Here is a 14,232-nt window from a genome sequence, read left to right as displayed (position 1 = left end):
GGAGCCCGTGTTGACCATGGACCCGCGGACCGCGCCGACCGCAAGGCTGAGCGGTGGCGCGGGTCGCGTTCCGGGCGGGTGCGGCCCGGCCGGCCGGCACGGGTCGCTAGCGTGACGGGGTGACCACCGACCCGCTCGCCCCGCTGCTCGCGCTCGCCGACATCGCCGCCGCCGTCGACAGGGCACGTGGGCGGTTCGACGAGGCACTGGGGCACCGCGCGCTACGCCGCAACGGCGGCCAGGTCGCGGCCGAGGTGAGCCTCCGGTCGGCGGTGGCCAGCGCCGCTCTCGAAGGGGCCGTCCACGATCGCGAGGAGGTTCGGGCCGGCACTGTCACCGACCCGGTGCTCCAAGGAGCACTGCGGGTCGCGGGGGCGCTACCCGGCCTGAGCGAACTCTGGCCGAAAGCACCTCGGCAGGCTCTCGCGAAGCTGCACGTACTCGCCGCCCGCGACATCGTGCCCGAATCCGAGCTGGGTCGCCCGGTGGCCGACCCGGTGGTCGCCGCCCGCCTGGACGGGCTGGCCGGACTGGTCGCCGGAGGCACGAAGGTCTCCCCGCTGGTGCTCGCCGCCGTCGTACACGGGGAACTACTTAACCTGCGCCCGTTCGCCGGGCCGTCGGGCGTGGTGGCGCGGGGCGCGGCGCGGCTCGTGCTGCTCGCCAGCGGCCTGGATCCGCGCGGCCTGCTCGGCGTCGACGTCGGCCACCGCGAGCGCGAACCCGAGTACGTCGGCTCGGCCGGCGCGTTCGCCACAGGCACCCCCGACGGGCTGCGCTCCTGGTTGCGCCACTACATGTCGGCCGTCGAGGTCGGCGCCGACCAGCTCACCACCATCGGCGACGAGATCCTCGCCGCTGCCTGAGCAGCCCAGTCTGCACGCCGTTCGCTGCCCCGCAGGTCAGGCGTTGGTGGCGGCGCGGGTACGGCGGTGCCTGCCATACCAGGCGATGCCGATGGCCACGCCCACGCCGACCCCCAGGGCCGCTGCGGCGACCGGCACGGCCGGCCGCTCCCGCAGCCGGCGGCCCAGCGGGATCGGGTGCCGGAACTCCAGCACCGGCCAGGCGTTCTCCGACGCCAGTTTGCGTAGCTGCCGGTCCGGGTTGACCACGCTCGGGTGACCCACACACTCAAGCAGGGGCCGATCACTGTACGAGTCGGAGTAGGCGTACGAGTCGGCCAGGTTGTAGCCGCGAGCGGCGGCCAACTCGCCGACCGCCTCGACCTTGCTCGGACCGGCCGCGTAGAACTCGACCTCGCCGCTGTACCGACCGTCCTGCACCGTCATCCGGGTGGCGATCACATCGGTCACCCCGAGTAGTGCACCGATCGGCCGGACCATCTCCTCGCCGGAGGCGGACACCAGCACCACATCCCGGCCGGCCGCCTGGTGTTCCTCGATCAGGGCGGCGGCTTCGGCGTACACATAGGGGTTGATCAGCTCGTGGAGTGTCTCCGCGACGATCTGGCGGACCTGTTCCACCTGCCAGCCCTTGCAGAGCGCGGCCAGGTAGTCCCGTGTTCGGGCCATGGTCTGCTCGTCGGTGCCGCCCAGCCGGAACATCAGCTGCGCGTACGCCGACTTGACGACATCACGCCGAGTGATCAGCCCGTCCCGGTAGAACGGCCGACCGAACGCGAGAGCGCTCGACTTGGCGATGACGGTCTTGTCCAGATCGAAGAAAGCGGCACTTCGGCCCACGGCGCGAAAGTCTAGCCGGATGGTCTATCGTCGGCGGGTGCCCGGGGTCACGCCACCCCTCGGACCTGCGGGCCGGGACCACCGACTCCACTCGGCGTGATGGCGCTCACACTCCGCAAGGAGATTTTCGCACTGCGTGGAGTCAACGCCACTCGACGTGACGGGCCCGCTCAGGCAGACTTGTCCGCACGACGAGCTTTCACATCGTGGAAAAGACAGACCCTCGGCGATTGCACCCCCCGTGATCGCCGAGTGGTTCGGCTCGACCCCCCCGGAGCCGAACCTTCGACGGCCCCCGTCTCCCCCCGACGGGGGTCGTCCCTTTTCTGCGGGAGTGCGCCAGGGCTGCTCACAGGCCGTCCTCCGGTCCGTCCAGACCGTCCATGGAGGGCCTTCCGTCGCACCGCCGCCCCGTAGGGCGAGTCACCGCTGGCCGTAGCCACTTTTTTGTGGGTACTTGTCGCCAGGTAGGGCCGCGGCGAGTCTGGTTATGGGCGGTCGCGAGGCTGTCAGATCCGGGTGGATGAGGAGTTGGCTGATGTATCAGGAGGCCGGGTGGGCCTCGGCAAGTTTGTCCAGGCGGCGGTGGCCCCAGTCAGAAACGGGGGCCAATGCCTCGGAGAGTTCGCGGCCGAACGTCGTCAGGGAGTACTCGGTCTTCAACGGCAGCACCTCGTACGCCTCCCGGTGCACCAGTCCGTCGATCTCCATCTCTCGGAGCGCCTGAGTCAGCACCTTCTCCGTGAGGCCCGGAAGCTGCCGGCGCAGCTCTCCGGGACGGCGCGGACCGGACTCCAGCAGCCAGAGCAGAGCCGTCTTCCACTTGCCGTCGATCACGGCGATCGCGGCCGTCACTCCGCAGACGTTCAGGTCCTGGGCACGACTGCGCGTCATCCTCGTCCTATTCGTTCCATTTTCACATGTTCACGGGGGCTAAGTCATGACCTCATACGCCGAAAAGTCTGTCACAGTGCTCGGTCTGGGACCGATGGGCCGGACCCTGGCCGGCGCGTTCCTGAACGCCGGCCTGCGGACGACCGTATGGAACCGGACGTCGGGCAGGGATCGGGAGCTGGTCGAGCGGGGCGCGATCAGCGCCCGATCGGCCGAAGAGGCGGTCGCCGCAAGCAGGCTGACCGTGGTCTGCGTGGTGAACTACGACGCGTCGGACGCCATCCTGCGACGCGACGAGGTCATTGATGCCCTCAAGGGGCGCACACTGGTCAGTCTGACGGCCGACACTCCGGACCGGGCCCGAGACACCGAGCGGTGGGCGACCGGACACGGCATCCGGTACCTGGACGGTGCGATCATGACGCCGATCACCACCATCGGAACCGCGGACGCGGTGATCATCTACAGCGGCCCCGAGGACCTTTACTGGGAGCAGCAGCCGGTGCTGAACGCGCTGGGCGGCACCCACACCCACCTCGGCGAGGAGATCGGCCGCGCGGCGGCGTACGACATCGCGCTGCTCGACATCTTCTGGACCGCGATGGCGGGCTACGCGCACGCACTAGCGGTGGCGAAGGCGGAGGGTGTCACGGCTCGGGAGCTGGCACCCTTCGCCAAGGGCATCGGCGCGATCCTCCCACCCATCTTCGAGGAGGCCGCGGAGGAAGTGGACAGGGACAGCTTCTCCGGCGAGGGCAACCCGATCACCTCCGCAGTGTCGTCCATGGCCCATATCGTCCACACGTCCGAGGCTCACGGGATTGACGCCGGCGTGATGCGTGCGGCCGAAGGCATGGCCCGCCGGGTCATCGGACTGGGCCACGGCACAGACGGGTTCATGCGGGTCGTCGAGGTCCTCGGGCGGCACTGAAGCCCGACAGAGATGACGCTGTCCCGCAGGTAGCGATCTACTGAGGCGATAGCAGGTGGCGGTGCTTTCCCGACTCGGCCGGGTCGGGCGCCGGGCGGAAAGTCAGCGAACGTCAGCGCTCCGTAGCAGTTCACACGCGGGAAGGTGCCGTCGGCGGTCGTCGCGCCCAGAACAGTGCGTGACCGCCGGCGCCCTCCGGGATGAATTCCTCCGAGTCGATCTCCAGGCCGACTTGTCGCAGCCAGGAGCGGTACGTGGGGGCGTCGGCCTGGCTCCACCACATGGCGGCCGGGCCGTCGAGCCAGTTGTCCTCGGTGCCGGTCCACGCGTTGCTGCCGACGGTGGTCAGCAGCCAGCCGCCGGGCCGGAGCCAGGTCGCGATTCGCGCGATGAGCTGCGGCTGGTCGGCTAGGGGAAGGTGGATCAGGGCATAGAGGCACACCACCGCGTCGAACGAGGCGGGCGGCAGGTCGAGTTGGGTGGCGTCGGCACGTCGGAAGGTGCCGGTGGGAACCAGGCGCCGGGCCCGCTCGATCTGTACCTCGCTGATGTCGACGCCTGTGACGTGGTGCCCGGCGTCGGCGAGGCTGCGGGCGACAGGCACGCCACAGCCGCAGCCGAGGTCCAGGACCGTCGCGGTCGCAGGTAGGCGTCCCTTCAGGTCGTCGAGCCAGGGACCGTACTGGCCGTCCTCGGCATCGTCCGCCCGGTAGTAGTAGGAGAGTTCGTCGTACCCGCGTCGGACCACGTCTCGCTCGTCGTCGCCATCCACTTCCAGGAGACTAGGGGCACTGCTCCCGCCTGCCGACCCGTTATTCCGCGCGGAGATTCCGCCGGTCGCGGGCGATTCCCCGGTACGGCGACGGCGGCAATTCGTCGACGGCGATGTGTTGGGCAGCCTGGTCGCCCTGTTCTCCTCCAGCCGTGCTACCTGCGGCGCAGCCCTCGCGCATAGCAGATCAACCGTCCCGACGGACGTTGTCCACAGGGCGTCACGTTGTCCACAGGTGAGGCGGTCGGGGGCGCCGACCAGGGCAGTTGGCGAGCAGGGTCGGCGGCACAGAGTCCTGACCGCTGGAGGCCGCGATGGCACCCCGTACCTCCGTTCCGCCGATCCGCCGGCTTCCGCTGGTCATCACGGGGGACGACGACCTGCTCGACGACCTGCTCCGGCTCGCCGCCGCCGGTGGGACGGAGGTGGAGCTCGCCGAAGATCCGGCTGCGGCCCGTACCCGTTGGCTACCCGCACCGCTGGTGTTGCTCGGTGCTGACCAGGCGCAGCCGTGCCTGCGGGCCCGACTACCGAAGCGGCCCCGCCTGGTGTTGGTGGGTCGGTCCGGCCAGCTCGATCCCGGTTGGCAGATCGCCGAGCTGATCGGCGCAGAACACGTCGCCGTCCTGCCGGCCGCCGAGCCTTGGCTGCTCGACCGGTTCGTCGAGCAGAGCCCCGACCGTCCGGAGGGATCCGGCGCCCGGGTCGTCGCGTTGCTCGGCGGGCGGGGCGGTGCCGGGGCGAGCGTCCTCGCCGGCGGGCTCGCCGTGACCGCCGCGCGGGCGCGACTGCGCACGCTGCTTGTCGACGCCGACCCGCTCGGCGGCGGCCTCGACCTCGTGCTCGGCTGGGAGCAGTTGGAAGGGCTGCGCTGGCCGTCGCTCACCGGTGCGGACGGGCGGGTGGACGCGCCCGCGCTGGTCCAGGCCCTACCCAGCCGAGGTGACCTCGTGGTGCTCTCCTGGGATCGCGGCGAGATGCTGTCCCTGCCCACCGCCGCGATGGCGGCGACAGTCGACGCCGCGCAGCGCGGCCGGGACTTCGTCGTGATCGACCTGCCCCGCCAACTTGACGACGCCGCCGTGATCGCACTGCAGGCGGCCGACCACGCGTTCGTCGTCGTCCCGGCGGAGCTACGGGCCACCGCGGCCGCCGCCCGGGTGGTGGCCGCCGCCGCCCCACACTGCGCCGCGCTGTCGGTGGTGGTGCGCGGGCCCGCCCCGGGTCGGTTGCGCGCCACCGAGGTGGCACGTGCGCTCGGGCTTCCCCTCGCCGGCACGCTACGCCCCGAGCCCGGGCTCTGCCGTGGCCTCGAACGAGGCGAGGCGCCTGCGGCTGCCGGCAAGGGTCCGCTGGCCGCGCTCTGCCAGCGGATCGTCGCGGACCTCACAGGCGTGCCCGTGCCAGGTGCGGCATGACAGGCCGCCCGGAGGACCACGGCCTCGCCGCCCGGGTGCGGCAGCGGATCGCCGCCGGCACCACCCCGGTCACCCCCGCGGCGATCGTTTCCGCGGTACGCGCCGAGCCCGCCGCCGTGGTGTTGGGCGACACCGCAGTGCTACGGATCGCCGACCGGGTGCACGACGACCTCGTCGGTGCCGGGCCGCTGGCCCCGCTGCTGGCCGACCCGGATGTCACCGACGTTCTGGTAAACGGCGTGCGCGTCTGGGTCGACAGGGGATCGGGGTTACACCAGGTCGCGATCCCGATGGGCTCGGTGGAGGACGTCCGCAGGCTCGCGCAGCGGCTGGTCGCCAGTGCCGGGCGGCGGCTCGACGACGGCTCCCCGTACGCGGACGCCCGGCTGCCCGACGGCACCCGGTTGCACGCTGTACTGCCGCCGGTGGCCACCGACGGCCCCTACCTGTCCCTGCGGACGTTCCGGCACCGGCCGTTCACCCTCGACGAACTGGTACGCCAGGGAACGGTGCCGCGACCGGTGGCACCACTGCTCGCCGCCGTCGTCACGGCCCGGCTGGCCTACCTGGTCACCGGGGGTACGGGGTCAGGCAAGACGACACTGCTCAACACGCTGCTCGGGTTGGTGCCGGCCACCGAGCGGATCGTCCTGGTGGAGGACGCCGCCGAGCTGCAACCGGGACACCCGCACGTGGTGGGCCTCCAGGCCCGTACGGCAAATGTGGAGGGAACGGGCGTGGTCAGCCTCGCCGACCTGGTTCGGCAGGCGCTGCGGATGCGCCCCGATCGGCTGGTGGTCGGGGAGTGCCGGGGCGGCGAGGTGGTCGATCTACTGGCCGCTCTGAACACCGGCCACGACGGCGGTGCCGGGACGCTGCACGCCAACGCCCCGTCCGACGTACCGGCGCGGTTGGAGGCGCTCGGCATGCTGGGCGGGCTGCCGCGCGCCGCGCTGCACGCCCAGGTCGTCGCGGCCCTTCAGGTGCTGTTCCAGGTACGCCGTGGCGACCGGGGACGGGTCCTGGAATCGATCTGCCTGTTGCTCCCGGAAGGGCCGGAACGGTTGGTCACCGTGGTGCCCGCCTGGGTACGCGGTCGGGGTCGGGGGATGGCCGCCCGTGCGCTCGGCGCCCTGCTGCAGGACCGCGGCGTATTGGTACCGCCGATCCTCTGCGAGCCGTGGCCCGGATCGGCGGGGCCGGCATGAGCGGGGCGACGATTGTGGTGGCCCTGCTGCTATTGGCTGCCGCGGTTCTGGTGGCCTGGCCCGTACGGAGCATCCGTGCCCGCCGCCGTCGGATTCTGGCGTCCAGCCGTGGCAGCACTGGTGGCGATCCGGATGACGCCCTGGTGGAGTGGATCAGGAGCCTCGGTCGCGTACTCGAAGGCTCCGGAGACGGGTCCGGCTTGGCTCACCCGGCCACCGTCCCGTACCCCCGTGCCGCGCAGGAGCCGAGTGGCGGGCGGACGGCGGTCGACTGGTCCACTCGGGACCGCGACGACGGCGCGAGCCGGCCGAGGGCGACAGGCTGGCCGGCGGGGCCGACCCGCCCGACGGGCCCTGGACGTCCGCCGACGCGACGGGATCCCCGACGCCCGGCCGCCGCACTCCGCCCCGAGGGCGAAGCCCTCGACGTTGTACGGCGTGCCGGCCAGGCCGTGGCCGTCCCGACGCTCGACGGCGCGGACCTGGACGCCTGCCGGTCCGGCGATAGTTGCGACGCTCTGCCGGCCGCCGACGAGCGGCACGGTGGTCCGGACGTTCGCACTGATCGTGCGGATGCGACGGAGGGCAGGCCCAAGGCTGGGCTCGCGAATCGCGTCGAACGGTCGCCAACGCGTCTGCTACTGCTGGTTGCCCTGGTGGGTGCCGGTGGCGGTGCCGTGCTCGCCGGGCCGGTGGCCGCGGTAGCGGTGGCCAGCTACGGCACGCTGGCCGTACGCGCCCTGCTGCGGTGGCGGGCCAACCGGCTCGCCGAGCGGGCCCGACGGCGCGGGTTGGACCTGCTCTGCGGTCTGGCGGCGGACCTTCGGGCCGGCCTGCCCGTCCCGCCGGCACTCGCCACAGTCAGCGGGCCCGGCGGATCCGACAGGCTTCGCCAACTGACCTCGGCAGCGGTGCGGCTGGCCGACCGGACGGGCGCGCCACTGGCGGAACTGGTCGAACGGATCGAGGCTGACGCTCGGGCGACCGACCGAGGGTTGGCCTCGGCGGCGGCGCAGGCGGCGGGAGCCCGCGCCACGGCCCTGCTTCTGGCAGCCCTGCCGGTGGGCGGGATCGGGCTCGGCTACGGCATCGGGGTGGATCCCCTGGCGGTCCTCCTGCACAGCACTGTCGGTGGGGTCTGCGCGGTCCTCGCGGTCGCACTCCAGGCCATCGGCCTGTTCTGGGCCGAGCGGTTGGGCACGACGCCAGGGCGGGCGGCCTGATGTCCCGGACGGCTCTCGTGGCCGCCGCTCTGGTGGTGGCGGCGCTGCTCGTCACGCCGTTACGGCCGCGCCGTCCCGCCCGCCGAGCCGATCCGCCGACGTCCGGCGAACCCGGGCGGCCAGCAGGCCTCGGGGGATCGGCCCGCCCAGGGGGACCAGTCGACCCCGGCGGACCAGCCGAACCCGCCGGTCGGCGGCGGCGACCCGACCTGATCCGGATCGCCGCCGCGATGGCCGGGCTCGCCGTGGCCGTGGTCGTCGGAGGCTGGCTCGGGCTGCTCGGCGCTGTCCCGACCGCAGTTCTCTCCGACGTGCTACTGCGACGGATCGAATCCCCGGCGGCACGAACCCGGAGGCTCCGCGAGGCTGTCGACCTGCCGCTCGCCGCCGATTTGCTGGCGGCGGCGATGCGGGCGGGCGCTCCGGTCGACCGCTCGGTGCTCGCCGTGGCCGAGGCGTTGGACGGCCCGCTAGCCGACCGACTGGCCCGGGTCGGCCGCACCCTTCTGCTCGGCGGAGGTCCGGCGGAGGCGTGGTCAGCCCTGGACGGGGTGCCCGGCGCGGAGCGGATGGCCGCGGCGGCGTTCCGGTCGGCCAACAGCGGCGCAGCCCTGGCCGGCGCGCTGACGCGGCTCGCCGACGACCTACGTGCCGACCGGGCAACCGCCGCCGAGGCGTCCGCCCGCCGAGCGGGCGTGCTCATCGTGCTGCCGCTGGGGCTCTGCTTCCTGCCGGCGTTCATTCTCGCCGGCCTGGTGCCGGTGATCGTCGCCGTCCTCGGCGACGTGCTCTGACCCATCGAGAAGGGAACACACAATGCGTAAGCTCATCGCCCGCCTGCGCGGCGACGCGGGTATGAACACCGCCGAGTACGCCGTCGGCACGCTCGCCGCAGTCGCCTTCGCCGGCATCCTGCTGAAGGTGCTCACTTCCGGCAACGTGCAGTCGGCGTTGACCGCCGTCATCGACCGGGCACTCAAGTGACGGGGCGCCGGCAGGCCGGCCGCGATCGGAGGGCCTGCACCCCGGGTCGGGCGGCTGGTGGCGGCCGACGAGTCCGCGCTGTCGTACGGGCTGCCGGTGGAGACCGTGGATCCTTCACCGCCGAACTGGCGGCTGGCCTGCCGGCGCTGCTCCTGCTCCTGCTCGCCGGGCTGACGGCAGTCAACGCCGTCAGCACCAGGGCCAGTTGCCTGCACGCCGCTCGGGAGGCGGCGCTGGCCGCCTCCCGAGGTGAGGCTGACATGCCCGGAGCGCCGCCGGGCGCGGAGGTGTCGGTGTCGATCGATGAGGGCCGGGCGCAGGCGACGGTCCGGGCACCTGTGCGCGCGCTGGGCGGTCGGCTGCCGCGCGTCACCGTGGTCGCCACCGCCGTCGCGGCACTCGAACCCGGGGCCGGAGAGGGAGACCGGTGAACCAGCCCGTGGGTGGGCGGCCCGCCCTGGCGTGGCCGGACCCTGGGCGCACTCTCGGTGAGTGGCCGGTCGGTGGTCAGTCTGGCCTCGGTCGATCTGGCCTCGGTCGATCTGGCCTCGGTCGATCTGGCCTCGGTCGGTCTGGCCTCGGACGGTCTGGCCTCGGTCGGTCTGGTCTCCGACGTTCTGGTGGCGGGCCGTTCGGCGGTGTGCCGCCGGACAGTGAGCGTGGCGGGGCGACAGTCCTGTTGCTGGCAGTGGGGCTGGTATTTGTGCTGGTCGGGCTGTTCGGCGCTGCCGTCGCCGGGGCCGGAATGGCGGCTCAACGGGCGGCGGTGGCGGCCGACCTCGGTGCGCTCGCCGGAGCCGCCAAGGCGCTCGACGGCGACGCGGTGGCCTGTGCGGCGGCCCGAGACATCGCAGGCCGCAACGGTGGTCACCTGGTCGGCTGTCGGCTTGAGGGATTGGACGTGCTGGTGACGGTCGAGGTGGTGTTCACGCCAACTCCCGGCCTGACGCGGGCTGCCGCGTCTACCGCGCGCGCTGGCCCGGTCCGTGGCTGACCGAGGCCGCGCCGGCCCGCCGGCCAGGAGCGGGCGCGAGGCCCTGGCCCGGCCGGCGGGCTGGCGGGTGATCAAGCGGCCGTCGAGTGGTTGAGCGATCGACGGGGTCGAGCGGCCGTCGTGTGGTTGACCTGTCGACGGGTCGGGCGTCGTCAAGTGGTGCGCACGCCCAGCACCGCCACCCCGAGCAGCGTGTCGACGGTTGTTGAGAGGCCGCGGGATGGGTAGCGCGGCCGGCAGGTGGCGGGGACCACCGCTGCCGGCCGGCGGTTGAGGCGGCTTGGAGCGGCCGGTAGGGAAGCTGAGCGGAGGCCGGCTAGGTCAGCGGGACTGGAGGGCGTCGAGGGCGACGGCCATCGCGATGACGAGGCGGCGGTCGATCTGCGGGTGCTGCACCTCGACGACGTACTTGTCGCGCAGGCCCCACTTCTTGATCACCGAGAAGACCGGCTGGCCGCCAGCGGTGAAGTCGAAGTGGTACGGCAGCCAGGACAGCGAGTCGACGAACCGGCGGAGCAGAGCCACCGGCATGCTGCGCTCCTGCCCCGTCACCTGCGGCAGGCCGGCCTGCTCGACGTGCCAGGTGGAACGGAGCAGCGACTGGGCGAAGTCCTTGCGGAACAGGCCGATCGGGTTGCCGGCCGCGTCCGTGACGTCGTACGTGGCGCCGAGGTCGAGGCGCTGGCGGGCCTTGAAGCCCAGCAGGGGCTGCTGCTTGGAGTCATCGGTGTAGATCGTCACCTGCTCCTTGAAGGCGAGCCGCTTCTGCTGCGCGAAGGCCAGCATCTCGCCCTCGGTGCCGTCCGGCTTGACCGCCCGGACCTCGTACTGGTTGACCATCATCCGCAGCCGCTGGCGGATGTGGAACTGATTCAGGGTCTGCAAGTTGTCGAGCTGCATCTGTTCTCCTCAGAGGGGCTGGTGCGCCGGAGTCTCGCACAGGCAGGCAACAGCCACAGGCCCGCGCCCGTCCAGCGCCGCCGCTGCGCACTGCAGTCCGGCGCTGCCGCCCGGCCATGTCCGGTCAGGCTGCCTGCCTCGCGCGGCCTCACCGCCCGGCCATGTCCGGTCAGGCGGCCTGCCCCGCCCGGCCTGCCCTGCCCGGCCTGCCCTGCCCGGCCTGCCCTGCCCGGCCTGCCCTGCCCGGCCTGCCCTGCCCGGCCTGCCCCGCCCGGCCTGCCCCGCCCGGCCTGCCCCGCCCGGCCTCACCGCCCGGCCTGCCACAATCTCTCAGGCTGTTTGCCACGTGCGGCCCGACCGCCCCGTTCGGTCGGACCGTCGCTTGGAGGTCAGCGGCCGTCGACGGTGACGCGCAGCGCCCAGGTGTTGAGGACCTGGTGGATGCCGCGCAGCCGTTCGTTGATCTGCTCCAGTCGTTCCGCCTGGGCCAGGGCGGCCAGCGCGGACCCGAGCGCGATCTGCTGGTCGAGGGTGAGTTGTTCCTGGTCGATGGTGTAGAGCAGGTCGACGGTCTCGGCGATGGTGTCGGCCACAACTCCTCCTCAGGCATGGGGCGACAACGAAACAGACATCGATGGAAGCGCTCCCAAGCTATTGTGCCCAGCGGCCGGTGGGTTCATGCAAGACTGCGGCGCAGACCGGCCCGTTCAGGGCGATGATCGACTCGACATCATTGATACCGGGGTGTCCACGGCACAGGGATACCCCGGAATCAATGAACTCGAGTCGATCATGGACGGGTCGTCCGGCTGAGCAGGCACTCAGGCGGGCAGGTTCGCCAGCACCACGTCGAGCACCCGGATCGCGTCCGGCTTGGAGAGCGGGTTGTTGCCGTTGCCGCACTTCGGCGACTGCACGCAGGACGGGCATCCGGTCTCGCAGCCGCACTCCGCGATGGCGTCCCGGGTGGCCCGCAGCCACGCCGAGGCCGTCCCGTACGCCCGCTCGGCGAAGCCCGCCCCGCCGGGGTGCCCGTCGTAGACGAAGACGGTTGGCGCCTCGGTGTCCGGGTGCAGCGCTGTGGAGAGCCCACCGATGTCCCACCTGTCGCAGGTGGCCATCAGGGGAAGGAGACCGATCGCGGCGTGTTCGGCGGCGTGCAGCGCACCTGGCACGTCGGGGGTCTGTACCCCGGCGGAGGTCAGCGACTGCGGGGAGAGCGTGAACCAGACCGCCACGGTACGCAGCTCCCGGGTGGGCAGGTCCAGGGGTCGGGTGTCGATCACCTCGCCGGTGGCGATCCGGCGTCGTTGGTAGGACACCACCTGGCTGGTCACGTCCACCTCGCCGAGGAACATCCCGACCGGTCCTGCGTCCACGTAGGAGCGCACGGACACCACTGACAGGTCGGTGACGTCACGGGCGTGGGTCGACCAGTCCGGCTCCTCGGCGTGCACGAGCGCGCAACCGTCGACCAGGTCGAGTTCGTCGACGACGTACGAGATGCCCTGGTGCAGGTAGACGGCGCCGGGGTGGAGCAGGAAGTGTGCGGAGCCGCCGTCGACAGTGCCGAGCAGCCGGCCGGTGGTCGACTCCACCACGCAGACCGGGGCGCCGCCCTGACCGCGCAGGTCCACCTCGGGGCGTTCGCGGTGCCGCCAGTACCAGCCGGTCGGTCGTTGCCGCAGCGCCCCGGCCGCCACCAGCTCGTCGACCGCCTCCTTCGCGCCGTCGCCGAAGAGCGCCAGGTCGGCCGGGGTGAGCGGCGCCTCGACCGCGGCGCAGGCCAACTGCGGGGCCAGCACGTACGGGTTGGCCGGGTCGAGCACCGTGGCCTCCACGGGCGCCCCGAAGATCGCCTCCGGGTGGTGCACGAGGTAGGTGTCCAGCGGGTCGTCCCGGGCCACCAGCACGGCGAGGGCCTCCTCCCCGGAGCGCCCGGCGCGGCCCGCCTGCTGCCACAGTGAGGCCCGCGTGCCCGGGTAGCCGCAGATCAGCACGGCGTCCAGGCCGACAAGGTCCACGCCCAGTTCCAGGGCGTTTGTGGAGGCGAGGCCCAGCAGGTCACCGTGCAGCAGCGCCCGCTCCAACTCGCGTCGTTCCTCGCGCAGGTAGCCGCCCCGGTAGGCGGCCACCCGGTCGCCGAGCCCGGGTACCGCGTCGTCCAACGCCCGACGCGCGTTCGCCGCCACCACCTCCGCGCCCTTGCGGGACCGGACGAAGGCGAGCGTGCGTACCCCCTCGGAGACCGTGTCGGCGAGCAGGTCCGCGGTCTCGCGCAGCGCCGACCGGCGGACCTGGTGGAGGTCGTCGTGGTCGCCCGTCGCCTGCGGGGGCACCGGGGTGGAGGAGCCCGACTCGGGTGGGAGCAGCGGCGGTTCCCAGAGGGCGAAGGTCATCCCGCCGCGCGGTGACGCGTCCTCGGTGACCGCCGTCACCGGTAGGCCGGTAAGTCGCCCGGCGGCGGTCGCCGGGTCACCTGAGGTCGCCGAGGCGAGGACGAACACCGGTGTCGCCCCGAAACGCGCGCACTGCCTGCGCAACCTCCGCAGCACGTGCGCCACGTGCGAGCCGAACACCCCTCGGTAGGTGTGGCACTCGTCGATCACCACGTACGCCAGGCGGCGCAGGAAGCCGGACCACTGGGCGTGCCCGGGCAGGATGCCGTGGTGCAGCATGTCGGGGTTGGTCAGCACGAAACGGGAGTGCCTGCGGATCCACTCCCGCTCGGCGCGCGGAGTGTCCCCGTCGTAGCAGGCGGGGCGTACCCCCTCCAGTTCCAACTCGGCGACGGCCCGCAACTGGTCGGCGGCCAGGGCCTTGGTCGGCGCCAGGTAGAGCACCGTGGCCCGGGGGTCGGTGAGCAGTGCGGCAAGCGCCGGGAGCTGGTACGCAAGCGACTTGCCGGACGCGGTGCCGGTGGCGACGACCACATGCCCGCCCTCGTACGCCAGGGTGGCCGCCTCGGCCTGGTGCTGCCACGGCGCGACCACGCCCCGGCGGGCGAACGCCGCGCATAGTTCCGTCGGTGCCCACGGCGGCCACGGTGCGGGCACCCCGGCGCGGGCCGGCACCCGCTCGACGTGGGTGACCGGATCGCCGGCACCCCGGGAGCGCAGCCGACGCAGGAGGTCGACGGGCGACGGCTTCAGGTCGTCGCGCGGCGACAGGCGCGCGGAGCCGAAGTCGTCGGAAGTCACGT

General features: G+C 72.5%; 14 protein-coding genes and 1 pseudogene. 9 read left to right on the top strand and 6 right to left on the bottom strand.

The annotated features are described in order from the left end of the window. The first annotated feature begins 119 nt into the window (after positions 1-119). Positions 120-866 (top strand): oxidoreductase, encoded by a 747-nt coding sequence (locus ACPXB1_RS22905; protein ID WP_355627559.1) that lies wholly within the window; start codon positions 120-122, stop codon positions 864-866. A 36-nt stretch (positions 867-902) separates the two neighbouring features. On the opposite strand, the gene ACPXB1_RS22900 is transcribed toward ACPXB1_RS22905, so the two are convergent. After that, positions 903-1,706, bottom strand: a complete 804-nt coding sequence (locus tag ACPXB1_RS22900; protein ID WP_355627562.1) for an HAD family hydrolase — start codon at positions 1,704-1,706, stop codon at positions 903-905. A 543-nt stretch (positions 1,707-2,249) separates the two neighbouring features. Beyond that, positions 2,250-2,600 (bottom strand): winged helix-turn-helix transcriptional regulator, encoded by a 351-nt coding sequence (locus ACPXB1_RS22895; protein WP_355588103.1) that lies wholly within the window; start codon positions 2,598-2,600, stop codon positions 2,250-2,252. 46 nt (positions 2,601-2,646) lie between these two features. Between ACPXB1_RS22895 and ACPXB1_RS22890 the strand changes: the two genes are divergently transcribed. After that, positions 2,647-3,531, top strand: a complete 885-nt coding sequence (locus tag ACPXB1_RS22890) for an NAD(P)-dependent oxidoreductase (RefSeq protein WP_355588105.1) — start codon at positions 2,647-2,649, stop codon at positions 3,529-3,531. Positions 3,532-3,661: 130 nt separating this feature from the next. On the opposite strand, the gene ACPXB1_RS22885 is transcribed toward ACPXB1_RS22890, so the two are convergent. Beyond that, positions 3,662-4,303 (bottom strand): class I SAM-dependent methyltransferase, encoded by a 642-nt coding sequence (locus ACPXB1_RS22885; RefSeq protein WP_355627565.1) that lies wholly within the window; start codon positions 4,301-4,303, stop codon positions 3,662-3,664. Positions 4,304-4,665: 362 nt separating this feature from the next. Here ACPXB1_RS22885 and ssd point away from each other — a divergent pair, with 362 nt between their 5' ends. From ssd to ACPXB1_RS22850, 7 genes and pseudogenes are all read left to right on the top strand, one after another. Continuing rightward, the gene (gene ssd / locus ACPXB1_RS22880) at positions 4,666-5,721 is read left to right on the top strand and encodes a septum site-determining protein Ssd (RefSeq protein WP_355627589.1); all 1,056 of its coding nucleotides are present in this window, start codon (positions 4,666-4,668) and stop codon (positions 5,719-5,721) included. Continuing rightward, on the top strand, positions 5,718-6,929 hold the full coding sequence (locus tag ACPXB1_RS22875) for a TadA family conjugal transfer-associated ATPase (protein ID WP_355627567.1): 1,212 nt from the start codon (positions 5,718-5,720) through the stop codon (positions 6,927-6,929). The genes ssd and ACPXB1_RS22875 overlap by 4 nt, the downstream gene beginning before the upstream one ends. A 623-nt stretch (positions 6,930-7,552) precedes the next feature. Then, a pseudogene (locus ACPXB1_RS22870) lies at positions 7,553-8,152 on the top strand (hypothetical protein); the annotation flags it as partial. Continuing rightward, positions 8,152-8,946, top strand: a complete 795-nt coding sequence (locus ACPXB1_RS22865) for a type II secretion system F family protein (RefSeq protein ID WP_425735765.1) — start codon at positions 8,152-8,154, stop codon at positions 8,944-8,946. The pseudogene ACPXB1_RS22870 and the gene ACPXB1_RS22865, both read left to right, overlap by 1 nt. A gap of 22 nt (positions 8,947-8,968) precedes the next feature. Beyond that, positions 8,969-9,136 (top strand): DUF4244 domain-containing protein, encoded by a 168-nt coding sequence (locus ACPXB1_RS22860; RefSeq protein ID WP_081883916.1) that lies wholly within the window; start codon positions 8,969-8,971, stop codon positions 9,134-9,136. Further along, the gene (locus ACPXB1_RS22855; protein ID WP_355588113.1) at positions 9,133-9,567 is read left to right on the top strand and encodes a TadE family type IV pilus minor pilin; all 435 of its coding nucleotides are present in this window, start codon (positions 9,133-9,135) and stop codon (positions 9,565-9,567) included. The genes ACPXB1_RS22860 and ACPXB1_RS22855 overlap by 4 nt, the downstream gene beginning before the upstream one ends. Before the next feature lie 26 nt (positions 9,568-9,593). After that, a complete protein-coding gene (locus ACPXB1_RS22850; protein WP_425735788.1) occupies positions 9,594-10,130 on the top strand; it encodes an Rv3654c family TadE-like protein in 537 nt (178 codons plus the stop codon). Between the two features lie 321 nt (positions 10,131-10,451). Here the strand turns inward: ACPXB1_RS22850 and ACPXB1_RS22845 are convergent, their stop codons facing one another. The 3 genes from ACPXB1_RS22845 to ACPXB1_RS22835 form a co-directional block, all read right to left on the bottom strand. Beyond that, a complete protein-coding gene (locus tag ACPXB1_RS22845) occupies positions 10,452-11,030 on the bottom strand; it encodes a hypothetical protein (protein ID WP_306272977.1) in 579 nt (192 codons plus the stop codon). 389 nt (positions 11,031-11,419) lie between these two features. Then, positions 11,420-11,623, bottom strand: coding sequence for a hypothetical protein (locus ACPXB1_RS22840; protein WP_355588119.1), 204 nt, complete (start codon positions 11,621-11,623; stop codon positions 11,420-11,422). 228 nt (positions 11,624-11,851) lie between these two features. Next, positions 11,852-14,230: a DEAD/DEAH box helicase gene (locus ACPXB1_RS22835; protein ID WP_355632059.1), complete on the bottom strand. Its 2,379-nt coding sequence runs from the start codon at positions 14,228-14,230 to the stop codon at positions 11,852-11,854. Between the last annotated feature and the right edge of the window lie 2 nt (positions 14,231-14,232).

It is taken from the genome of Micromonospora sp. DT68 (assembly GCF_049847245.1).
Lineage (GTDB): Bacteria > Actinomycetota > Actinomycetes > Mycobacteriales > Micromonosporaceae > Micromonospora > Micromonospora profundi.
Note: the sequence above shows the minus strand (reverse complement) of the source record. Positions and strands in the feature narration are given on the sequence as shown.

Excerpts from the sequence above, each read along its gene's own strand:
- ACPXB1_RS22875 (WP_355627567.1), top strand. The coding sequence starts at position 5,718 with ATGACAGGCCGCCCGGAGGACCACGGCCTCGCCGCCCGGGTGCGGCAG.
- ACPXB1_RS22845 (WP_306272977.1), bottom strand. The coding sequence starts at position 11,030 with ATGCAGCTCGACAACTTGCAGACCCTGAATCAGTTCCACATCCGCCAG.
- ACPXB1_RS22890 (WP_355588105.1), top strand. The coding sequence starts at position 2,647 with ATGACCTCATACGCCGAAAAGTCTGTCACAGTGCTCGGTCTGGGACCG.
- ACPXB1_RS22860 (WP_081883916.1), top strand. The coding sequence starts at position 8,969 with ATGCGTAAGCTCATCGCCCGCCTGCGCGGCGACGCGGGTATGAACACC.
- ACPXB1_RS22895 (WP_355588103.1), bottom strand. The coding sequence starts at position 2,600 with ATGACGCGCAGTCGTGCCCAGGACCTGAACGTCTGCGGAGTGACGGCC.
- ACPXB1_RS22865 (WP_425735765.1), top strand. The coding sequence starts at position 8,152 with ATGTCCCGGACGGCTCTCGTGGCCGCCGCTCTGGTGGTGGCGGCGCTG.